At 55.9% G+C, this 21833-nt stretch carries 16 protein-coding genes and 3 pseudogenes; 6 read left to right on the forward strand and 13 right to left on the reverse strand.

The window, feature by feature from the left end:
• Positions 1-8: 8 nt before the first annotated feature.
• The 11 genes and pseudogenes from ACZ1HV_RS05980 to ACZ1HV_RS06030 form a co-directional block, all read right to left on the reverse strand.
• Positions 9-938 (reverse strand): carbohydrate ABC transporter permease, encoded by a 930-nt coding sequence (locus tag ACZ1HV_RS05980; protein ID WP_472717584.1) that lies wholly within the window; start codon positions 936-938, stop codon positions 9-11.
• Complete coding sequence (locus ACZ1HV_RS05985; RefSeq protein ID WP_298816236.1) at positions 935-2191, reverse strand: ABC transporter substrate-binding protein; 1257 nt, start codon at positions 2189-2191, stop codon at positions 935-937. Before ACZ1HV_RS05985 ends, ACZ1HV_RS05980 begins: the two co-directional genes overlap by 4 nt.
• Before the next feature lie 41 nt (positions 2192-2232).
• Positions 2233-3398, reverse strand: a pseudogene (locus ACZ1HV_RS05990) (aminotransferase class I/II-fold pyridoxal phosphate-dependent enzyme).
• Positions 3391-4110 (reverse strand): FadR/GntR family transcriptional regulator, encoded by a 720-nt coding sequence (locus ACZ1HV_RS05995; protein WP_472717585.1) that lies wholly within the window; start codon positions 4108-4110, stop codon positions 3391-3393. Before ACZ1HV_RS05995 ends, ACZ1HV_RS05990 begins: the two are co-directional and overlap by 8 nt.
• Positions 4111-4435: 325 nt before the next feature.
• The gene (locus ACZ1HV_RS06000) at positions 4436-5176 is read right to left on the reverse strand and encodes an SDR family oxidoreductase (protein ID WP_472717586.1); all 741 of its coding nucleotides are present in this window, start codon (positions 5174-5176) and stop codon (positions 4436-4438) included.
• A gap of 42 nt (positions 5177-5218) precedes the next feature.
• Entirely contained in the window at positions 5219-6673 is a 1455-nt protein-coding gene (locus tag ACZ1HV_RS06005; RefSeq protein WP_472717587.1) for an aldehyde dehydrogenase family protein, read from the reverse strand.
• Positions 6674-6682: 9 nt separating this feature from the next.
• Positions 6683-8272: an ABC transporter ATP-binding protein gene (locus ACZ1HV_RS06010; protein ID WP_472717588.1), complete on the reverse strand. Its 1590-nt coding sequence runs from the start codon at positions 8270-8272 to the stop codon at positions 6683-6685.
• Positions 8269-9099, reverse strand: a complete 831-nt coding sequence (locus ACZ1HV_RS06015) for an ABC transporter permease (protein WP_298816225.1) — start codon at positions 9097-9099, stop codon at positions 8269-8271. The genes ACZ1HV_RS06010 and ACZ1HV_RS06015 overlap by 4 nt, the downstream gene beginning before the upstream one ends.
• Positions 9100-10047, reverse strand: coding sequence for an ABC transporter permease (locus tag ACZ1HV_RS06020; protein WP_298958158.1), 948 nt, complete (start codon positions 10045-10047; stop codon positions 9100-9102).
• Positions 10048-10155: 108 nt separating this feature from the next.
• On the reverse strand, positions 10156-11640 hold the full coding sequence (locus tag ACZ1HV_RS06025; protein ID WP_472717589.1) for an ABC transporter substrate-binding protein: 1485 nt from the start codon (positions 11638-11640) through the stop codon (positions 10156-10158).
• Positions 11641-11668: 28 nt separating this feature from the next.
• Positions 11669-12952 (reverse strand): acetylornithine deacetylase/succinyl-diaminopimelate desuccinylase family protein, encoded by a 1284-nt coding sequence (locus tag ACZ1HV_RS06030; protein ID WP_472717590.1) that lies wholly within the window; start codon positions 12950-12952, stop codon positions 11669-11671.
• 85 nt (positions 12953-13037) lie between these two features.
• Here ACZ1HV_RS06030 and ACZ1HV_RS06035 point away from each other — a divergent pair, with 85 nt between their 5' ends.
• A complete protein-coding gene (locus tag ACZ1HV_RS06035) occupies positions 13038-13598 on the forward strand; it encodes a PAS and helix-turn-helix domain-containing protein (RefSeq protein ID WP_298816217.1) in 561 nt (186 codons plus the stop codon).
• A 67-nt stretch (positions 13599-13665) separates the two neighbouring features.
• On the opposite strand, the pseudogene ACZ1HV_RS06040 reads toward ACZ1HV_RS06035, so the two are convergent.
• Positions 13666-15191 (reverse strand): annotated as a pseudogene (locus ACZ1HV_RS06040) (UxaA family hydrolase).
• Positions 15192-15299: 108 nt separating this feature from the next.
• On the opposite strand from ACZ1HV_RS06040, the gene ACZ1HV_RS06045 reads away from it, so the two are divergent.
• Positions 15300-16013: a GntR family transcriptional regulator gene (locus tag ACZ1HV_RS06045; protein ID WP_472717591.1), complete on the forward strand. Its 714-nt coding sequence runs from the start codon at positions 15300-15302 to the stop codon at positions 16011-16013.
• A 90-nt stretch (positions 16014-16103) separates the two neighbouring features.
• Here ACZ1HV_RS06045 and ACZ1HV_RS06050 read toward each other — a convergent pair whose 3' ends face one another.
• Positions 16104-17111 carry a LacI family DNA-binding transcriptional regulator gene (locus ACZ1HV_RS06050; RefSeq protein ID WP_298816211.1) on the reverse strand — a complete coding sequence of 336 codons (1008 nt, stop codon included), beginning with the start codon at positions 17109-17111 and terminating at the stop codon, positions 16104-16106.
• Positions 17112-17282: 171 nt separating this feature from the next.
• Between ACZ1HV_RS06050 and ACZ1HV_RS06055 the strand changes: the two genes are divergently transcribed.
• From ACZ1HV_RS06055 to ACZ1HV_RS06070, 4 genes and pseudogenes are all read left to right on the forward strand, one after another.
• Entirely contained in the window at positions 17283-18266 is a 984-nt protein-coding gene (locus ACZ1HV_RS06055; RefSeq protein WP_472717592.1) for a substrate-binding domain-containing protein, read from the forward strand.
• Between the two features lie 67 nt (positions 18267-18333).
• Positions 18334-19839 carry a sugar ABC transporter ATP-binding protein gene (locus tag ACZ1HV_RS06060; RefSeq protein ID WP_472717593.1) on the forward strand — a complete coding sequence of 502 codons (1506 nt, stop codon included), beginning with the start codon at positions 18334-18336 and terminating at the stop codon, positions 19837-19839.
• Positions 19832-20844: pseudogene (locus ACZ1HV_RS06065) on the forward strand (ABC transporter permease). Before ACZ1HV_RS06060 ends, ACZ1HV_RS06065 begins: the two are co-directional and overlap by 8 nt.
• Positions 20841-21833 carry an ABC transporter permease gene (locus ACZ1HV_RS06070; protein ID WP_472717594.1) on the forward strand — a complete coding sequence of 331 codons (993 nt, stop codon included), beginning with the start codon at positions 20841-20843 and terminating at the stop codon, positions 21831-21833. The pseudogene ACZ1HV_RS06065 and the gene ACZ1HV_RS06070 overlap by 4 nt, the downstream one beginning before the upstream one ends.

Consider the following 21833-nt stretch of genomic DNA (forward strand, 5'->3'; position numbering starts at 1 on the left):
GACGAACCTCAGATCTTGACCAGTCTGCGGCGCAGAACCAGTAGAATGACAGCGTAAATCAGCAAAAGTACCAACAAGGCGACCGCAATCGCCGATGCGTAGCCGAAATCGAGTTTCCGGAATGCCGTTGTGAAGATGTAAGTCGACAGAATCTGCGTTGAGTTGGCGGGGCCTCCACCGGTCATGACAAAAATGAGATCGGCGAAATTCGCGATCCAGATCGTTCTCAGCATGACAGTGATGGCAATCATCGGTGCCAGGAACGGCAGGGTGATTTTGGTGAAGCTTTGCCAGGCAGTCGCTCCGTCGATTTCGGCTGCCTCATAGAGTTCGCCAGGGATCGACTGCAGCGCTGCCAACAGCGTGATGGCAAAAAACGGAATCCCGAACCAGACATTCGCAGTGATAGGGCCCCACATTGCCAGATCCGGATCGCCCAAGATATTGTAAGGCTCAGACAAAATGCCGAGCGCGGCCAGCCAGTGCGGCAGCGGCCCAATTGTCGGATTGAACAACCAGGCCCAGGTCAGAGCTGAAAGAAATGTTGGAACAGCCCATGGCAGGAATACGAGCGCCTGAACCAGCCGTTTGCCGTAAAAATGGGTATTCAAAAGAAGTGCCAGGCCCAAACCGAGAAAAAACTGAAAGAAGATCGAACCAAGGGTCCACCAGAAGGTGTTTTTAAGCGCCAACCAGAATTTCCTGTCCGTCCAAAGCGCCTGAAAATTCTCAGTTCCGACCCAACCGGTGTCGAACGGGCGCAGCAGCGAAACGGACTGAAAGGCATAAGACACGCCAATAACCAGTGGCACCAGCATCACAAGTGCGATCAGAACAAATGCCGGCGAAATATAGAGATACGGTTCGACCAGGTATCGGAAATAGAAAGAAGGCCGCGCCCGGGGTTTCCCGGGCGCAGGTTTAGTAGTCGACATCATTGTGCAGCTTTCCAGCGGGCATATTCTTCGGTCAGAAATTCAGCCCATTTGTCGGCGACTTCCTGAGCGCTGATTTGGCCCAACAAAGCTTCCTGACTGCTTTCCAAGGCGATGGAATCCGCAAAATATCCAAACTGTTCCAGGTAGGTCGGCATTACCGTCGGCACATACTGGTCACCGTTCAGTGTATCGAACCAGCCCTTGAACTGTTCGGTCTTGAAATAAGGATCCTGCTCGGCGCCCTCATGGATCGGGATAACGCCCACACGCTTTGCCCATTCCTTGTTTGCCTCTGGGCTGGCCAGATGCGCAATCAGCTTCCAGGAAAGGTCCTCATTGGACGTCGTGTCAAACATTGCCCAGCCGGCGAAACCGATTGTCGGGAAGGCTTTGCCTGCCGGCCCAACCGGCATTGGAACAACCGCAAAATTGTCGGCCTCCATGCGCTCGGCCACTGCAATCAGAGCATCAGGATCCTGATCGAGGAATGCGCAGGTGCCCGAATAGAAACCGGCCACAATCTCATTAAAGCCCCAACTCACGGCATCTTTTGGAGCATACCCGTTCTGGTAAAGATCGATCAGAAATTGGATCCCTTCCACCGAACCGGGCTGGTTGAGGGTGCTCTTGCCGTTCTCATCGAAGAAGGTGTTATTGCCGTTCATAGTGGCGGCCATCATGATCCAGCCATTCAGACCACCCGGTCCGCCACGAAGACAATATCCGTATTTTCCGTCAAGTTCGGACACGGCCTTGGCCGCGGACATGAATTCCGCCATGGTCTTCGGAGGCTCACCGACACCGGCCTCTTCCAGTAGCTTTTTGTTGTAGAACAGGGCGCGAAGGTAGAAACCGTAAGGGATCATTCGCGCGGTTTTGCCGTCTGTCTGCCGTCCCATGTCGATTGTTTTTTGGGTCAGCGTTTCGCCGTGCTCCCAATCGGCAATCCGGCTGTTCAGATCGACCAGCTTGTCCTTGTAGATACCGGCCCAGCGATCCGGCATTTCAACCACGTCAGGAATGTCTCCTCCAGCAACCATGGTTGCAAACTTCTCGAACGCCTGCCCCCAGGGCAGCGACACGATTTCCACCTCAGTTCCAGGATTGGCGGCTTCGAAAGCCTCAACCTGTTGCTGCAGGACCTTGGTTCGCTCCGGGCTGGTGATCACTTCCACCAGTTTCAGACTTTCCGCGCTCACCGCTGAGCTCGCCATTATGGCAAGTGCGCTAATTGCTCCTATCAATCCCCTCATGATCAACTCCACTGTTTGGGGTTTCGTCATAGACACGCCGCTTATCGGTGGGCGCTTGTACTCAGGGCCGCTTCGAAGTCAGCCCAAAGGTCATTGGGGTCTTCCAACCCCAGGCTCAGGCGAACAATTCGGTCGGAGACGCCAAAGCGCTGCATTGAATTTTGTTCGCCCGCCTGTTCGAGTGCGATTTTCGTCGGCAGGACCAAGCTCTCAAATCCACCCCAGCTCACCCCGAGACGGAACAGTTTCAGGGTGTCTGCGAATGCGGGTATGTCCACGGCTTCATCGAGCTCCACCGACATCAGCCCCGAGCGGCCGGTCAGTCCGGGAACAACATTCGGGCCAGGTGAAAGAACTCTTTTGACAAGCGAGTGTGCGGACAACTTGTCGACGAAATGATTTGCAGTGGCCTGATGCTGGCGCATCCGCGCTGTCAGCGTCCTTAGTCCACGCGTTAGCAAGAAAGCTTCAAATGGTGCCAGTTTGCCGCCCAGAAGCGCCAGCGAGAGCTCACGGATCTGGTCGATCAGGTCCCGCTTCGCCACCACGACACCCGCAACCGTATCTGAGTGCCCTGAAAGGTATTTCGAAGCCGAGTGCAAGACGATGTCGATGCCGAGCGTCAGCGGTTGCTGAAATAGCGGTGTTGCCCAGGAATTGTCGATCATCGTGAGTGTTTGATGACGTTTGGCATGGGCTGCGACAGCTGGAAGGTCCATTGCCTCAAAAACAACTGTGTTCGGGCTCTCCAGGTAGGCAATGCGTGCACCTGCAAGCAGGTTCTCGTCCGTCTCGAATGCCGTTACAGAGTGATAGGTTACTTCCACCCCGAACGGGCGGAGCATCCTTTCAAAGAACCTGTATGCATCCGGATAGACATGCTCGACACATGCAATCCGGTCGCCGGGTTTTATGAATGCCATTACGGCAGAAGAAATCGCCGCCATTCCGGAAGCAAAGGCAACTGCAGCTTCCCCTCTTCCGCCTTGGCGATCAGGTTTTCGAATGCGGAGACTGTCGGGTTCTGAACGCGGGTGTAGAGCGGGTCATCGGAGCGCCCGGCCATCCGTTCCGCGAAAGCGCGGTAATTGTCGAATGTGAACAAAGAGGTCTGCATGATTGGTGGCGTCACGGCCCCACCAAACTCGGTTGCAGCAGCAGCAAGTAGTGTCTGGATGGAATAATTCTCCGGCACTGAGTCAACCATTGTGTGCCTCGGAAAATTTTTGCGTTGCAGTACAGACCATGTCGATGATGGTCGCCGTCAGGTCCGCAGCCTTGTCCTCATCTCCGGCAATGATCGCGTCAGCGAGCGGACGGTGAAGAGGAATGGTCTCTTGCCCCAGATGAGGCGTACCAAAGGGCGTTTCGTAAATGTCGTGAAAAGCTTTCTGGATTTGTTCGATAAACTGCATGAAGAGCGGATTTCCAGTTGCCTCGTGAATGGCATTGTGAAAACGGCTGTCGGCGGGCCGCCAGTCTTCGCCAACTTCGTAAATCGCCATAAGCTCCGCAGCGCGAGCACTGATGATCCGGCGCTGCTCGGGCGTGGCAAGCCGGGTCGCGATCCTTACGGCCTCAATTTCGAGCGGGCGGCGCACCTGCTGCATGCGCAGAAGGCTTTCAGCTTCGTGCTTGATGGTCAGAGCGACCCTGAGCGTATTTCTCGAAATCTCGGAAATTAGCCGGGTGCCGGCGCCCTTGTTTCGGCTGACAACTCCCATGCTTTCCCAGGTTTTCAGGGTTTCACGGATTGTGGAGCGACCAAAACCAAGCCTTCGAACCAGCTCAAGCTCAGGAGGCAACCTGTCTCCAACCTGCAGCCCTTCGTCCTCAATCAATCTGATGAGAGCCCGGGGCACATCACGAGGACCGTCTTCGTCGATATCAGCGTGCACTTTTTCTGGGTCTGCCGACATGAGTCGATGCTGCCTTTTCTCGTTCATTTAGAAGCAACGCAACTTTGTCTGACATAATACGAACTATGTCAGACATTGCAAATTCTTTGTCTGACATTGTTAAATTTTGTCGGACAAAGAAACTTCAAGTAGCGTACAAACCGCACGTTTCCGGCTTTTCACTGCAAAAAGACACACACAAGTCCAGCGGGACGATCCGCGAGAATCAGGAGAAATTCGGACACACGTATCCGTCGTGGCACCAAACAGCGCCATCGCGGACCAAAGCATTCAATTGGATCAGGACGTTAGCGGAAGGCAGGTTTTCCAGTTCAGCAACGGCAAGTCAGATACAGCGACCGCCATCGACTTCCATGGCAACACCTGTAACCATGCCGGCTTCATCTGAGCACAGGAAACATGCTGCGTTGCCCATGTCTTCAGGCGTCGAAAAGCGGCCAATTGGAATGGTCGACAGGAACTTGGCGCGAATTTCAGGGGTGTCCTCGCCCATGAAGCTTTTCAGAAGCGGCGTTTCCCCTGCAACCGGGCAGATCGCATTGACCCTTACCCCGGCGGGAGCCAGTTCCACGGCCATTGTTTTGGTTGCGGTAATCATCCAGCCTTTTGAGGCATTGTACCAATTGAGCTTCGGGCGCGGGCTGAGCCCGGCGGTCGAAGCCACATTCAGGATAGCGCCCTTGCCGGCTTCGGTCATGGCAGGAACCAAGTGCCGGGCCGTCAAATAAACCGACTTGCAATTGACGGCCAGCACCCGGTCGAACTCGTCTTCCGTCACATCCTGCATTGGCTTTGGAAGATGAGTGATGCCGGCATTGTTGATTAGAATATCGACCCGTCCGAGTTCGGCCAACGCAGTTTCGGCAAGTGATCGAACACTGTCGTTGCTGGCGACATCGACCTTGACCGCTTTGCAACCTGTTTCTTTTGCGACGTCCTGCGCGAGAGCCAAATTCAAATCTGCAATCAGGACGCTGGCACCTTCGGCTGTGAATTTTCGCACAATTCCGGCTCCAAAGCCTGAGGCACCGCCCGTTACGATTGCCGTTTTTCCCTGAAGTCTCATATGTGCGTTTCCTTCCAGTTCGATGTCCTGCAGGGGCATGTTTCAGCCATGGTAGGCAGCGACGGTTTTGAGCGAGGTGAAGCCATAAAGGGCTTCAAACCCCTTTTCTCGTCCATGGCCGGACTTGCCCATTCCCCCGAACGGAAGTTCGACGCCGCCACCGGCTCCGTAGTTGTTGATGAACACCTGACCGGTCCGAATTTTCTTTGCCATACGCATCTGGCGCGCGCCATCGCGTGTCCAGACACTTGCGACGAGGCCGTAGTCCGTGCCGTTGGCGATCGCTATCGCTTCATCTTCGCTATCGAAGGGAATGATCACCTGGACGGGACCGAAGATTTCGTCCCGTGCCAAAACATGAGAGGGATCGACACCGGCAAAGAGCGTCGGCTTGACGTAATTGCCTTCTTCAGGCGCATCCAGAAACTGGCCCTCCGCGATCTTCTCCAGATCGGCACCGCGATCCAGAAAGCTGGAGACGATGCCTCGTTGCCTTGATGAAATCAGAGGACCGACATCAAGATCCGCCAATGCCGGTCCGACTTTCAGAACCCGGTATTTTTCGGTCATGCGCTCGGCGACTTCAGCAAGGCGGGATCTATGCACCAGAATACGAGAAGATGCTGAACAGGTCTGGCCTGCATTTTGGATCCCTGCATTCACAAGAAACGGCAGGGCAGCCTCAAGATCTGCATCATCGAAGAAAATCTGGGGCGATTTACCGCCAAGTTCCAGCGTTACGGGTATGACATTTCGCGCAGCAGCCGTCTGGACATGAACCCCCGTTGCCACAGATCCTGTGAAACTGATGTGTTGAACGCCCGGGTGGGCTGTAAGCGCGGCTCCGGCCTCAGACCCAAGACCGGGCACCACATTCAATGCTCCTTCCGGAAGACCGGCTTCCTTTGCAAGATCGGCAAAAGCCAAGGCCGTGAGACAAGCATCTTCCGCCGGTTTCAGGACACAGGCATTTCCGACAGCCAGGGCTGCACCAACCGAACGTCCAATGATCTGCATGGGGTAATTCCATGGCACGATATGGCCTGTCACCCCGAAGGGCTCACGCAAGGTGTAGACCGTGTAGCCATCCAGATATGGGATAGTCTCGCCATGGAGTTTGTCCGCAGCGCCGCCGTAAAACTCAAGATAACGGGCGAGAGCGACCGCATCATTGCGCGCCTGTTTGAGCGGCTTGCCAACATCGAGTGCTTCAATGCGAGCCAGATCGTCAATGCGCGCCTCGACCAGTTTGCCGAGCCGAAACAGAAACCGGCCGCGTTCAGCGGCTGTTGTTTTTCCCCATTCGCCGTTGCGCGCTTCGTGCGCTGCTGCAACTGCGGCATCGATGTCAGGGACCCCTCCCCTTGCGATTGCCCCTATCCGTTCACCATTTGAGGGGTTCATGAGCGGAAGGCTGTCGCCGCCCGCGCTGGAGATCCATCTCCCAGCGATCAGGCACTTTTCAGGATCGAACCAGAGATTAAGGTTTTCAGTCATCATTCCCCCTCACGCGGCACCAACCGGCAGAACCGGTGCCGCGGCAACAAGCTGTTTCGTATAGTCGTGGTTTGGATGATCGAAGACCGCATCTGTCGGTCCGCCCTCCACGATCTCTCCCGACTTCATCACCAGCACCCGATCGGTGATGGAGCGCACGACGCTCAAGTCATGGGAGATGAAGAGATAAGTCAGATTGAAGCGACCCCCGAGATCAGCAAGAAGGTCGAGCACCTGGGCACGCACGGAAACGTCCAGGGCGGACACCGCTTCATCCAGGATGATCAGGTCCGGCTTGATGATCAAGGCTCGCGCAATCGCGATGCGCTGCCGCTGACCACCGCTGAATTCGTGTATGTACTTGTGCCGGTCTTCTGCACCGAGACCAACACTTTCCAAGGCTTCCACGACAGCGTTTTCCCGTTCATGCCCGTGAAGAGGTGTCTGAAGCAGGTGAAACGGTTCGCTGACCAGCTTCTCAACGCGCCAACGGGGATTGAAACTTCCATATGGATCCTGAAAAACCACCTGCATCCTTCGCCGCACATCCTTGTTGGCGTGATGGTGTGTGAACACAGGCTGACCATCAAAAAGAATCTCCCCGCCTTGCACCTCTTCCAGACCGAGAATGGCACGGGTCAGCGTGGATTTTCCGCAACCGGATTCGCCGACAAGGCCAAGGCTTTCACCGCGCCGTATGTCGAAGCTGACATCATTGACGGCTCGAAAATGAGTTGTCGCTCCCCACCAGCCATGAACATGTTGCTGATAATCGCGCACGACATTGCGGACCTGAAGAAGCGAGGTCTTGTGCGCTTCGCCCAGCCGGTCCGGTACATGGCTCGACGCTTCCAGCAACGCTCTCGAATAAGGATGCTGCATGGCACCGAAGAGAGACCGGGCGGGACCTTTCTCCACCACCTCTCCCTGCTGCATGATCACAAGGTCATCGGCAAGATCGGCAACGACCGCCAGATCATGGCTGATCAGCATCAGGCCCATGTCGTCTTCCGCGACCAGACGCTTCAACAGATCCAGGATCTGCGCCTGTGTCGTCACGTCGAGTGCTGTTGTGGGTTCGTCGGCAATCAGCAGCTTTGGTCTCAGGGCGATTGCCATAGCAATCACAACCCGCTGGCGCTGACCTCCGGAAAGTTCATGCGGGTAGCGCGACAGAGGAAACTTCTCCTGCGGCAGCTCTGCCCGTTGCAAAGCCTTTGCCGCGCGTGTCATCGCTTCCGCCTTCGACACGTTCTTATGCACCAATATCGTTTCAGCGACTTGTGCGCCGATGGTCTGTAGTGGATTGAGGGCGGTCATTGGCTCCTGGAACACCATACCAACCTCGCGGCCTCTGATGCTGCAAAGTTCTGTTTCGCTGCAGGTCAGGATATCCTTGCCGGCAAGACTGATGTTGCCGGTACATTCTGTCCCGTTCGGCAATAGCTGCAGAACACTGAAAGCTGTCATCGACTTGCCGGACCCGCTCTCGCCGATCACGCCCAGGATGCGTCCGGGGTCAACTGCAAACGACACGTCCTTCAGGATGGGCGTGCCATGGATCTTCAGCGACAGGCGATCGATCCTAAGGAGGCTCATGTTCTTGCCCTCCTCAATTTCGGGTCGAGCAAATCACGCAAGCCGTCGCCCAGGAGATTCAATCCCAGCACGGTCAGAAGAATGGCCAGTCCGGGAAACAGGGCCAGATGCGGTGCGAAGGATATCATCGTCTGGCTGTCTGCCAGCATACGGCCCCAGCTGGCTGTCGGTGGCTGAGCGCCCAGGCCGACATAGCTAAGGCCAGCTTCAGCGAGAATGCCCAGCGAAAACTGGATGGTACCCTGCACAATCAAAAGGTTGGCAACGTTCGGCAGGATGTGCTCGACGGAGATGCGCGCCTGTCCCTTTCCGGCGACCCTGGCTGCCAGAATGTATTCCCGGTTCCAGAGCGTGAGCGCTGCACCGCGCGTCAACCGCGCAAAAACCGGGATATTGAAAATACCGATCGCAATAATGGCATTCAGCGCCGACGCACCGAATACCGCGGTGATCATCACGGCAATCAATAGGCTCGGAAACGCAAAGACGAGATCATTCATACGCATGATGACTTCATCCAGCAGTCCACCCTTGCGAGCCGCAGCTGCCAGGCCAAGCGGAACACCGGCAATCATGCCGATGCCGACCGCCACCAACGCAACGGCAATCGACGTTCTCGCCCCCACCATGATCATACTGAGGATGTCACGCCCGAACTGATCTGTGCCAAGCGGGTGGGCCAGGTTCGGCGGTTTCAGTTTTTCGGCAATGTTCAGAATTGTCGTGTCGTATGGAACCCAGACCAAGCTTATGAGCGCTGCCGCTGCAAAGACGGTTGTCAGAATGATCCCGGGTAAAAACGAGCGGTTGTGAAACAGAAGGCTCATTCAGCGGCGCCTCCGCAACCGCGGATCAACAAGCGCATAGGCAAGGTCCACGGCGAAATTCACAACAATCACCGCAAAGACCAACAGCATCACAACGCTCTCGACCACGATAAGATCGCGCGCGCTGATCGCCTGAAAAACGAGGCGTCCCAGGCCCGGCAAATAGAAGACGTTCTCGATAATTATCGCGCCTGCGAGTAAGAACGAGAATTGCAGACCCATGATGGTCAGAACCGGGATCAGTGCATTGCGAAGCGCATGCCGCCACATAGCCTGAGCACGGGTCAGGCCTTTAGCGCGGGCAGTCCGGATAAAGTCTTCGCTCAATGTGTCCAGCAGGCTGGAGCGCATGACACGGGTCAGGATGCTTGCCTGAGGCAGCGCGAGTGCTATCGCCGGCAACGTCAGTGATTTCATCCCGGCAAGGAACCCTGCCTCCCATCCGGCAAAACCACCAGCGGAGAACCAGCGCAAATTGATGGCAAAAACCAGAACCATCAGCATGGCGAACCAGAAATTGGGAATTGCAACACCAAGCTGGGTTGCTCCCATGACACCGGTATCAACGTAGGAACCACGGCGCGAAGCTGCCCAGATACCGGCAGGGAACGCAATCAACGTACTCAAAGTCAGCGCGTAAAGTGCAAGTGGCAGCGAAACCCAAAGCCGGTCTCCGATCATCTCCGAAACAGGCGTTCGATATGTGTAGGAAATTCCAAAATCGCCTGTGAGCAGACCTCCTGCCCAGGAGAGATAACGTTCCAGGATCGTTCCGTTCAGGCCAAGCTGCTCGCGAAGCGCGTTCAGCGTGTCTTCCTGGGCATTCAATCCGAGCATGTAGGCAGCCGGGTCTCCGGGAACGACTTCCAAAGCCAGGAATATGACCACGGACGCCGCGACCAGGCTGAGCGCAAGAGACAGCAGTCTTTTCAGAAAATACCGCAGCATGAGCCTGTCACACGCCGACCGGCGACATCCAACCGGGGCGATTGCAATAAAGTGTGTCTGGAAACGGGCGCTTGACAGTCGTGCAAGCGCCCGCGTTGCGAGGTCAGATCAGTCTTCCCAATAGACTGCCGTCAGGTCGGTTGCCTGCGTGGGCTGGTTTTTCCAAAGTCCCATGATCTTGGCATTGGCAACAGTCGGGAATGCAAGCTGGAACAGGTAACCGTTGACATAGTCTTCGGAGATCATTTTCTGCGCTTCCTTCAAAAGCTCAGAACGTTTGTCCGGATCGTTTTCAACGGTCAGCTTCTCGAACAGTTCCTTGAATGCCGGATTGTCATAATTGAAGTAATAGTCCGGACGGGCATAGATGCCGATGTCCATCGGCTCCGTGTGACTGACGATGGTCAGGCCGAAATCCTTGCCCTTGAACACCTGTTCCAGCCACTGGGCCCATTCCAGATTGCTTATTTCGGTTTCGATGCCGACGGCGCGCAATTGAGAGGCGATGATCTCGCCGCCGCGCCGGGCATAGGAAGGCGGCGGCAACTTGAGTGTCGTGGTGAAGCCGTCAGCCAGTCCCGCCTCCGCCAGAAGCTCTTTAGACAACTCCGGATCGTACATGCTCAGGCCTGTCAGATCGACATAGTCCGGATTATGGGGTGCGAAGTGCGTGCCGATCGGCGTTCCGTAGCCGAACATGGCGCCATCAATGATCGCCTGCCGGTCGATTGCGTGGGCAATGGCCTTGCGAACCTTGGGGTTGTCGAGTGGCGGTTGCTTGTTGTTGGTCGACAAAATGGTTTCACCTTCCGTCGAACCCACCAGCACCTGAAACCTTGGATCGGCTTCGAATTGCGGCAAATTTTCAGGCGCCGGGAAACCCACAAACGCATTCACATCTTCCGCCATGACGGCTGCGAAAGCTGCTGTCGGGTCCGAAATAAACTTGAAGGTGACGTTGTCCAGTTTGGCGGGCGTTCCCCAATAGTCTGCATTTTTCTCCAGATCGATCCTGTCACCCTGGACCCAGTTGGAAAACTTGAATGCACCGGTCCCGATCGGCTTGGACTTGATGTCGGCAATGGTTTCAGGCGCAACGATGACCGCGTCACCCCATGCCAAATTGAACAGCAAACTCCCGTTCGGTTCCTTCAGCGCGACCTTGACCGTGGTCGGGTCGACGGCCTCGACACTTTCGATGCCGGCGAAAAGAGCCTTTTGAGCATTTGCACTGTCTTCACCGCGAGCACGGTCCAGACTGAATTTGACATCCTCGGCAGTCAAGTCGGACCCGTCATGGAACTTCACACCCTCATGAAGTTTGAACGTATAGGTCTTGCCGTCTTCGGAGATGCTCCAGCTTTCCGCCAGCCCCGGGTTGACCGTACCATCCGGTCCGAACCGCGTAAGCCCCTCGAAGACATTGGAATAAAGAACGGAATCGATTGCTCCGGCAGCAGCACTGGTCGGGTCCAGATGCGGCGGCTCCAGTTGCATGGCAACGACGATGTCGCTCTTGGCATGTGCCATGGAAATACCCGCGGCCAATGCCAGGACGCTGATCAGTCCACTCCCTAACTTCGTCAAACGCATAGCTCTCCCCTTTTTCAGTGCCGCAACGTTACGGCCTTGCAAGAAGCTCCAACAGCGAAAGGCCCATAACCTTTGCTGAATCGAGCATATCTTCCACGCCTACATATTCATCCGGCTTGTGCGCCAAATCCAATATTCCGGGTCCATAGGCAATGCAGTTTTTCAGTTTGCCGATCCGGTCAATGTGTTTTTGATCGTAAGTTCCTGGACTTACGACATATTCCGCTTCCTTCCCCATTGTCTGCGCGATCGCCTTTGCGACCGTCTTGACCACAGGTGCGTCCTTGTCGGTCATTGTCGGCAGAACACGATGCAACTCTTTCAAGTCATATCGAAAGTTTTCTCTTTTCTTTTCAACGCCTTCAAGTAGGTCTCTGATTTCAGCCTGAACATCTTCAATATTTTCTTCAAGCAAAAAACGACGATCTATCACCACGCGGCAACTGTCCGGTACACATGGGCTCGGAAGGCCCGTGAAATCTTCGTCACCTTCTGACTGACCACCATGGATGGAATTTATGTTGAGAGTCGATTGCCGCGCCCCTTCGGGAACTACCGGCATATCGGTTCGTTTCTGGGCAAGAGCAGGAAAGAGGTTCTCTTCCATCTCCTCCAGAACAGCGCCCATATGCCGGACGGCACAGTCGCCGAGAAACGGCATCGATCCATGCGCGATCTCGCCGTGCGTTTCGATCTCCGCCCACCACACGCCCCGATGCCCAAGGCAAATGCGATCCTTGTTGAGCGGCTCTGGAATAATCACGTGCTGGACGCGTTCCGGGCTGAAATATCCCTTTTCAGCCAGATAGGCGACGCCCCCATAGCCACCGGATTCTTCATCCGCTGTTCCACTGATTTCAATTGCGCCTGAAAAGTCGGGGTTAACTGCCAGGAAAGCCTCCGCCGCAACAATGCTTGCGGCCAGCCCTCCTTTCATGTCGCAGGCTCCACGCCCGTAGATTTTTCCATCGACGAGTTCGCCGCCGAACGGGTCTCTGGTCCACCCGTGCCCGACATCCACGACATCGATGTGGCTGTTGAAATGAACGCATTCGCCAGGACGCTTCCCCTCGCGACGCGCAATCATGTTCCAGCGTGGATACTTCTCGCTGTCGCCTGGAGTTCCATGCGCACGGATCAATTCGACCGTAAATCCAGAACCTCTCAATCGGTTAGAAAGGTATTCGCAAATTTCCAGATAGTTTTCGCCAGGCGGGTTCAGCGTCGGTATACGCAGCAGATCCTGGGTCAATGCAATCAGATCTTCACGTCTGGCATCGATTTCCGCGTTCAGCTGATCCGGCAACGGCATTCAGGGTTCATCCTTTGCTGGTCCTGTAAAGTTTTACTATGCTATCGTCTGACTACGGTGCCAATACCGTAGGAACACGGTAACCATGAACCTTCTTGATGAACTCGCCTTCGATTGTGCCCCAATGGGTCTGGCCTTGACGGAGCACCGCGTTATCCGCACATGCAACGACACATTTGCCCACATGTTCGGCTATCAAAAACCAGATCTGGTCGGACAAAGTTTCCGTCTGCTTTATGGAACGGATCAGGAGTTTCATCAGATCAGAGACATCGGGCTTGAACCCTTGCGCCGGTCCCTGCCTTATACGGATGAGCGATTGATGCGCCGCGCGGACGGCTCAGCCATCTGGTGCCGATTTCGTGCCCGAACACTGACACCGGAGACCCCTCTCGCCCGCATCGTCTTGAGCTTCGCGCTCATCGACAACACACCAAACGGACCACAGCTGACGCCACGGGAACGCGACGTTCTGCTGCTCCTGTCACAAGGTCAGACGAGCAAGGAAATGGCGCAGGTTCTGGGCCTCTCACCCCGAACTGTCGAAGATGTTCGCGCCCGCCTCTTGAAGAAGTTTCAGGTCAAGAACGTTGCGGTCCTTCTCAGCCGATTCTCCGGCAGGCAAAGTCACAAGGCGGCAGGCTAGATACTTTGTATCCAGCGAAATTGAGCAACCTTTGACCCGGTTTTCCCTGGAATACCAAGTGATGTGACTACATCACGGCACCGATCTGCCAGGGAACGAATTCGACACCACCAAATCCTAGTTCTTCGCTTTTCGACCTTTCGCCTGAAGCAACCCTTATGATCGTTTCGAAGATCTCGTCCCCCTTGGTCTCCAGACTGACATTTTCAGAAACGATGTCACCACAATTGATGTCCATGTCTTCAGACATCCGGCCATACATCTCGCTGTTTGTCGCCAGTTTGATGCAGGGCGTGGGCATGTACCCGGAAACAGAGCCCCGACCGGTGGTAAAGACGATGATGTTCGCACCCGATGCGATTTGCCCCGTCACCGAACAGGGATCAAAACCAGGGCTATCCATGAAGACAAAGCCCTTCTTGTCGATGTTCTCACCGAACTTGTAGACATCGACCAGAGGGGCTGCTCCCCCTTGGCTGCAGCGCCGAGCGATTTTTCAAGGATGGTCGTCAGCCCGCCGCGTTTGTTGCCAGGCGACGGATTGTTGTCCATTTCACCACCGTTTCTGGCTGTATAGTCTTCCCACCAGCGCACGCGTTCAATCAGCTTTTCGCCGACATCGACGGAGACGGCCCGACGCGTCAGAAGATGCTCCGCACCGTAAATCTCCGACGTTTCCGACAAGATCGTCGTACCGCCATGGCGCACCAGCATATCGGAGGCCAGCCCGAGTGCCGGGTTGGCCGTTATGCCGGAATACCCATCCGATCCACCGCATTGCATACCAACGGTTATCTCTGAAATCGGAGCAGGCGAGCGAACGGCCTCGTTGGCAAGTCCGGCGAGCACCTTCAATTCGGCTAGCCCTGCTTCGATGGTCTTTCGGGTTCCGCCGCTCTGTTGAATGGTCATGTAACGGAGATCGCCACCCGTCCGTATTTTCCGATCACCGATCAGGTCAGCGATCTGCATCACTTCACAACCGAGACCGATCAAAAGAATTGCCGCGAAATTCGGATGCTGGGCGTAGCCAGAAAGGGTGCGAAACAAGGTTGCATAGCCTTCATCGCGTGAAGACATGCCACAACCGGTACCGTGCACAATCGGCACGATGCCATCGACATTCGGGTAGGCGTCCAGCAATCCGGACTTTTCGGCCGCCTCGGCTATGAACCTTGCGACCGACCCTGAGCAGTTCACCGATGTCAGTATGCCAATATAGTTGCGTGTGCCGACCTTGCCTGTCGAGCGCCGGTATCCCATGAACGACCGCTCGCTGCTTGCGGCTGGGAGCGGCTGTGACGCTTCTGCGTGCTGGTAGTCTCGATTGTGCTGACCCATTCCAAGATTATGGGTGTGTACATGTTCGCCGGTTCGGATATCCCGCGTTGCCTGCCCGATGATCTGGCCATAGCGGATGATGTGGTCACCCGAAGAAATATCCTTGCAGGCAATCTTGTGCCCCTGCTGAATCTGACCAGGCAGCGGTTTGTCGACATGTGTTGCCAAATTCCCGGCTTCAATGTCCTGCAGGGCAACAACCACGGTGTCCTGGGCGTTTAAAAGGATCGTATTCGGCCGAGCTTGCGCCACGATTGTCTCTCCAAGTCTTCTCAGGCGTGAACACCTTTCGGTTTTGACGGTTATCTTGACAGAGCGGCCGCGTCAACTAACATGTTAGCATTCAAATACGGAACTCTCATGTCCCCAAACGCTGAACGCGACCTGCCGCCTTACATCCTGCCCGATATCAGAAAGCTCAGAGGTTCATTGGCCCAGCGCGTTTATGAAGCCCTGCGCACTGCCATACTGGCCATGGAGCTGCCGCCCGACACGCTGTTGAAAAAACCGGAAATTTGCGCGCAGCTTGGCGTTTCCAGGTCACCTGTGACCGAAGCGATTACCAGGCTCGCCGGTGAAGGGCTGGTGGAGGTGGTGCCCCAATCCGGCTCGCGCGTCACCCGGTTTTCCATGCCTGAAATTCGCGAAGGTGCATTCCTGCGCGAAGCGATAGAACTCGCCGCCGTTGCGCGCGTTGCCACCAGCCGAACCGAGGAACAACTCTCGGAGCTGAACAGAAATCTCCACCTTCAGTCACTTTGTCTGGAAGACAGGGATGAAGCTGGTTTTTACCGGGAAGACCAGCAGATGCATGATCTGATTTTCGAATTTACCGGCTATCCGAAACTGAATGCGATTGCAGCTTCCGGATGGGTTCAGGTCAATCGCGCACGCCGCTTGCTGCTGCCGATCCCGGGCCGCTCGCGCCGGGCATTTGACGAACACTGTCAGATCATCGAAGCAATACAGCAACGAGACCCTGAAAAGGCCCGCAACGCGATGCTGAAACATCTGCGCGATCTTGTGGCGCGCCTCGAACCGCTCAGGCAGTCGAGACCTGACCTTTTTGACTAGATTGCACCAATTCAGGGAACCCGCTGGGGCGCTCCCCTCTTCCGCTTGTCTTAACTGCATTTCGGCCAAGAGGTTACAGTTCGCGTGATGTCAGACCAGATCTGGCGCGACCCGGATCAAACACGCTTCGGAAGTTCCTTTGTCCAACTGACGAAAAGCTTCCTCCACCATAAGGTCTGCGCGCTGGCGGACCATGCGCAGCGGAAACCGCGACAGTGTTGCGAAAGGGTCGTGGTCAAAACAGCCGAACGTGGATCGAGAGATATCCCCCTCCGGCAAGCGCGAGAGAAAACGCAGAACTCCTTCAAAACAGCCGATCGAATTGACAAAAAGACCTGCAGGCAATTGCCCGAGCCTCGAATAGAGATCGGAAAGTGCCTCCTCGGCCTTTTCGCTTTCATAGCCGCAGGCCAAAATCTGGCCCGGATCAAACAGAACTTTCGCTGCTTCAGCTTGCTGGCGGAACCCATGGATACGGTCTGCCGAAGCAGGAAGGCTCGATTCACCACCGAGAAAATAGAGCCACGTCGTCGGATCGGTTTCCGATGGCATGTCCATCTCATCCAGAAGCGTCTTCGTGAGCATTGCAGCACCACCCGTGTTGTCGGTGACAATGGAGGGCGCTTCGCTGCAGGGATGGTCGACAAAAACATGTCTTATGCGTGCCTTGCTGCAGGCACTGGCCAAGCTCAGAGGTTCAGTCGCACCTGCGATCATCAGCAGGTCGACAGAATAGGCAATCAGGCTTTCGACTGATGTGAGCTGAGCGTCCGCATCACGTCCCGCATGCACAATTGCCGGGCATAGACCGCGCGCATGCGCCTCTTTCGCAAATTGCTGACTAAGCTCTGCAAAAAACCGGTTTTCATGGTCCGGCAAAACCATGCCGGCAAGCCCGGACTCCGCTTTCCGCAACCCGCGCGCCTGAAGGTTGGCCATATAGCCCTCTTCCTGCGCGATCCGCTGGATCCTGTCGACTGTTTCTTTCTTCAGTCGTCGCTGTTTCCATTTGCCATTCAAAGCTGCAGACACCGCTGACGGAGAGGCGCCGGCTTTCTGTGCGATGTCGTAGATCGTGCTCTTCTGCCTGGATTTCACGCGACAGTGCCCTTCAATTATTGCGTCACGAGCAGCTTGACTGAACTTTTCTTTCTGCCTAACATTGCTACATCGATTGAGCAACTTGTTTTTTGCCCAGTCGAGCTCCGGCCCAATCGGATTGGACCGGATGACTTTGCGGTACCCGCGTGCCGCGCATGGGAGGAAAACATGAACAAACTAAAGTACGTCACAGTAGCGATTGCCTTGGTGGCCTGCGCAAGCACTGCCAATGCAGAAACTTCGATGGGTATCGTCGTCAAGATCGGTGGCATCCCCTGGTTCAACGCAATGGAAGAAGGCATCAAAGAGCGCGCAGCAGAACTTGGTGTCAGTGCGGAAATGATCGGGCCAACCTCGGCTGACCCGGCGCTGCAAGTCCGTGCTATCGAGGATCTTATCGCCAAGGGTGTCGATGTCATCGGCGTGGTGCCGAACGACGAAGCCGCACTTGAGCCGGTTCTGAAAAAAGCAATGGATGCCGGTATCAAGGTTGTCGCGCATGAGGGACCCGGCCTGAACAATGTCGACTGGAACTTCGAGCTGGCATCGGCAGACGGTTTTGGTGAGGCCCATGCCAAACTCTTGTGCGAAAAGACAAATGAGCCAGGCACATACGCAGTATATGTCGGATCCCTCACCGTCCCCCTCCACAATGCTTGGGCCGATGCCGGAATCAAGTGGATCGCCGAAAACTGCGCCGACAAGCTGCAGCCGGTCGGTGACCGTTACGGCGTGGCTGAAAGTGTCGATGACAGCCGCTCGACGGCACTCGACCTGATCGCGGCCAACCCGGATCTGCGTGGCTTCCTTGCCTTTGGCAGCCAGGGGCCCATTGGCGCAGGTCGGGCCATCGAGGAGCGTCGACTGGGCGGCAAGGTCCATGTCATGGGACCGTTCTCGCCCGGCCAGGGCCAGAAACTCCTCAAGGACGATGTAATCTCAGGCGGTTTCATGTGGAATCCGGCTGAAGCCGGTCGAGTGTTTGTCACGATGGGCAATATGCTGGTCAACGGTGACGAAATCGCCAGTGGCACCGAAATCGAAGGCCTCGGCGTTGTTGAGCCCGACGCGGAAACCCGCAACATCATCACGGACAACCTGCTTGAGATCAACAAGAGCACCGTGGATGAGCTGGCCGCTAAGGGTCTTTAAGACCTTTTGACGCTGAACCTGGGGACCCCGCGCAAAGCGGGTTCCCCGTCAGGCGCTGAAAACAATCATGACAACAGTTTCCGATACAGCCCACGCGCTGCGGCTTCGTTCCGTTTCGAAGACCTTCGGCGGCGTGAAAGCCCTGCAGTCTGTCGATTTCGAGGTGCGTGCGGGTGAGGTCCACTGCCTTGCCGGTGAAAACGGCTGCGGAAAGTCGACGCTGATCAAGATCGTGACCGGTGTATACACCCCCGATGCGGGCGGCGAAATCGAGCTGTTTGGCGAACGCGTCGGCACAACCTCGCCAACCAAGGCCAGAGCCCTCGGGATTGCCGTAATCTGGCAAGACCTTGCCCTTTTTCCGCACATGACCGTTGCTGAAAACATTGCGTTCGACGAGATGGTGGGTGTGGCGCCTCGCCTTGCCTTCGGTGGGCGCTACAAGGGCCGCGTCAGAAAGGTTTTGGACCGGCTGAATGTGTCACTTGACCTGGACACTCGGCTTGGCGACCTGCCGATTGCACAACGCCAAATTGTTGCAATTGCCAGAGCATTGATGGGCGATGCCCGGCTTGTCTTCATGGACGAGCCGACCGCGTCCCTGACGCAAAGCGAGACCGACGCGCTTTTGAAAGTTGTGCGTACGCTTTCCGCGCAAGGTGTCGCTGTGGTTTTCGTCAGTCACAGGTTGGCAGAGGTGATCGACATTTCTGAAAGAGTAACCGTCCTGCGCGATGGCAAGCTTGTAGGCGTTTATCCGACTGATGGCATGACCCAGTATCGCCTTGGAGAACTGATGACCGGAGCTCAGTTGGAAAATGTCGTCCGGGCACAAGACCGGTCGACCGCCCTACCCGTTTTGGAAGTCAAAGCCCTTTCACGCCATGACGAGTTCAAGGATATAGATCTTATAATTCGACAGGGAGAAGTGCTCGGCCTCACAGGGTTGATCGGAGCCGGTCGGAGCGAACTGGCACATGCCCTGATTGGTATGAATGCACCCGACAAAGGCGAAATCCGTCTTGGGGGATCCCCGATCCGCCTCCGCTCGATCCGCGACGCAATCGCACGCGGTGTGGCCTATGTATCGGAAGATCGATTGTCTCTGGGGCTGATCCAGCCGCAATCAATTGCCGACAACACCGTCATTTCGGTGCTTGATCGCATTCTCGGTGCATTTGGCTTGATCTCTCCAGCGCGACAATCACGGCTGGTGCGGCACTGGATCGACGAGCTGGCCGTCAAGATCGGAAAACCGGACGACGCTGTCTCGACCCTATCGGGCGGCAACCAGCAGCGGGTCGTACTCGCCAAATGGCTGGCGACCGAACCGCGCCTCCTGATCCTCGACAGCCCGACTGTCGGTGTCGATGTGGGGGCACGGGCAGGAATATTTCGTATTGTTCGAAGGCTCGCAGATGAAGGTCTTGCGATACTGTTGATCTCTGACGAGGTGAGCGAAGTCATGTTCAACGCAGACCGCGTTTTGCACATGGCCGACGGTAAGATTGTGGGAGAATACGATCCTCACGCTACCAGCGTGCAGGACCTGGAGGCGCTCATCTATGCGTGACCTCTTCCGCACATACCCTGTTGAAGCCCGCCTTTCGGTTGTCCTTTTTTGATGATCCTCGGCCTCTCGCTGGCAACAGACACATTCCTGACACTCGGCAATATCACTTCGCTTCTGAACAACAACGCCGTCAATCTGATCTGGGCCGCCGGCCTTCTCGTGGTTCTGGTTGCGGGAGGCATCGACATCTCGTTCGCGGTCGCTGCCTCGGTTGTCCAATACGTCGCGGCACAGATTTTCATGGGGATCGGCGGTGGAAGTTGGGCCATCGGCTTTTTGGTCGCGGCGGCATTGGGGATTGGCCTGGGGATGGTCAACGCTCTTTTAATCCATGGTTTCCGGGTGATATCCATCGTCATCACCATTGCGACGTTCAACGCGTTTTTCGGCCTCTTGATGTTCTTCACCAAGGGGCGAAACATTTACAATCTTCCCGATTGGTGGACTGACCGCATCTTCATTTTCGAACGCCAGGCACCGGATGGAAGCTGGTCGGAACTGAACCTGTCTGTTGCGGTCATGATCGCTTGCGTTCTGGCAACATGGGCACTGATCCGGCTGACAACACTCGGTCGTCAACTCTACGCTTTCGGAGACAATCCTGAAGGGGCGCGACGCTCCGGCGTCAACATCTGGCAAATGCAGATCGTGGCCTTCGGCTGGTGCGGCATGATGGCGGGAATTGGCGGACTAATGCAGGTTAACATCGCCCAGGAAGTCGTGCCCAACGCGCTTTACGGCCGGGAACTGGACGTACTGGCGGCGGTCGTTTTGGGCGGGGCACGCCTTGGCGGCGGACGTGGAACGGTTGTCGGCTGTATATTGGGTGTGATGTTCGTGGCAATCACACAAAATGGATTGAACCTTCTCGGCATATCTCCCTTCGCGTTCCAGATGATCATCGGTGCCACAATCCTGGTGGCGATTTCGTCTTCAAACTTGTCCTTCAAACTCTGGAACAGGTCTCGAGACACCGAAGCGCGCTTGAAGGAAAACACCACATGAGCCTAAGAGAGCGCATTCATGCCGTCGCCGGCGCAGAAACGTTGCCGCTTCTGATTTTTCTCGGAATAGTGTTCCTGGCATTCTCATTGGCAACACCGTTGTTTCTTACCGGGGCAAACCTGAGATCCATGGCATTTCAGATGCCAGTGCTGGGTCTGCTGACACTGGCCATGTTGGTACCCATTCTATCAGGCGGTCTGAACCTGGCGATCATCTACCAGGCCAACATTTCCGGCCTGGCTCTTGCATGGACGTTGATCCAGTTCGGCGGACCCGATGCGGGCATCGGTGCTTTTATCCTTGGTGTCACGCTTGCCGTACTTGCCGGCGCCTTGTCTGGCGCCGTCATGGGGGCAGTCGTTGCCTATGTGGGCGCACATCCTATTCTTGTTTCGCTTGCCATGATGATTTTTCTGCGCGGGCTGGGAGAGTTCCTCACCAGAGGCGGCGACATTTCAGGGTTCCCGGAATTCGTGAACATCCTCGGTCACGGCAGCATTGCCGGTATTCCGGTTCCAATGATCATCTTCATACTCGCCGCGATCGTCTGGCACATCATGTTGAAGCGCACGCGGCATGGGTTTTCGGTCTATATGGTCGGCTCGAACATCAAGGCCTCCGAATATTCCGGCATCCATACCCGCAAAACCCTGGTCACGATCTATGCCATCTCGGGCGTAATTTGCGCGATTGCCGGGATCGTGATGGCGGCACGTTTCAACTCGGTTCGTGTCGGCCATGGCGAGGCTCTTTTGCTTGTTACGGTTCTGGCATGTTTTCTGGGGGGCATCGATCCCTTCGGTGGCTTCGGCCGCGTCCTCCCCGTGGCCATTGCCCTGATAATCCTTCAGGCGCTGTCTTCGGGCCTGAACCTGATCGGGGCAAACCAACATCTTTCAACCGCAGTCTGGGGCTTGTTTCTGATCGGCGTTATGGCGCTCAGGTGGGTCGGGTTGCGATGGCGGAGCAGACAACGAAAAGGAACATGA

The sequence above is a fragment of the Roseibium sp. JB4-4 genome, assembly GCF_055693425.1.

Bases quoted from the DNA above. Each gene is read 5' to 3' on its own strand.
- ACZ1HV_RS06060 (WP_472717593.1), top strand. From the start codon at position 18,334: ATGACAACAGTTTCCGATACAGCCCACGCGCTGCGGCTTCGTTCCGTT.
- ACZ1HV_RS06035 (WP_298816217.1), top strand. From the start codon at position 13,038: ATGAACCTTCTTGATGAACTCGCCTTCGATTGTGCCCCAATGGGTCTG.
- ACZ1HV_RS06010 (WP_472717588.1), bottom strand. From the start codon at position 8,272: ATGAGCCTCCTTAGGATCGATCGCCTGTCGCTGAAGATCCATGGCACG.
- ACZ1HV_RS06015 (WP_298816225.1), bottom strand. From the start codon at position 9,099: ATGAGCCTTCTGTTTCACAACCGCTCGTTTTTACCCGGGATCATTCTG.
- ACZ1HV_RS06005 (WP_472717587.1), bottom strand. From the start codon at position 6,673: ATGACTGAAAACCTTAATCTCTGGTTCGATCCTGAAAAGTGCCTGATC.
- ACZ1HV_RS06055 (WP_472717592.1), top strand. From the start codon at position 17,283: ATGAACAAACTAAAGTACGTCACAGTAGCGATTGCCTTGGTGGCCTGC.
- ACZ1HV_RS06045 (WP_472717591.1), top strand. From the start codon at position 15,300: ATGTCCCCAAACGCTGAACGCGACCTGCCGCCTTACATCCTGCCCGAT.
- ACZ1HV_RS05980 (WP_472717584.1), bottom strand. From the start codon at position 938: ATGATGTCGACTACTAAACCTGCGCCCGGGAAACCCCGGGCGCGGCCT.
- ACZ1HV_RS06000 (WP_472717586.1), bottom strand. From the start codon at position 5,176: ATGAGACTTCAGGGAAAAACGGCAATCGTAACGGGCGGTGCCTCAGGC.
- ACZ1HV_RS06030 (WP_472717590.1), bottom strand. From the start codon at position 12,952: ATGCCGTTGCCGGATCAGCTGAACGCGGAAATCGATGCCAGACGTGAA.
- ACZ1HV_RS06070 (WP_472717594.1), top strand. From the start codon at position 20,841: ATGAGCCTAAGAGAGCGCATTCATGCCGTCGCCGGCGCAGAAACGTTG.
- ACZ1HV_RS05995 (WP_472717585.1), bottom strand. From the start codon at position 4,110: ATGTCGGCAGACCCAGAAAAAGTGCACGCTGATATCGACGAAGACGGT.
- ACZ1HV_RS05985 (WP_298816236.1), bottom strand. From the start codon at position 2,191: ATGAGGGGATTGATAGGAGCAATTAGCGCACTTGCCATAATGGCGAGC.
- ACZ1HV_RS06025 (WP_472717589.1), bottom strand. From the start codon at position 11,640: ATGCGTTTGACGAAGTTAGGGAGTGGACTGATCAGCGTCCTGGCATTG.
- ACZ1HV_RS06020 (WP_298958158.1), bottom strand. From the start codon at position 10,047: ATGCTGCGGTATTTTCTGAAAAGACTGCTGTCTCTTGCGCTCAGCCTG.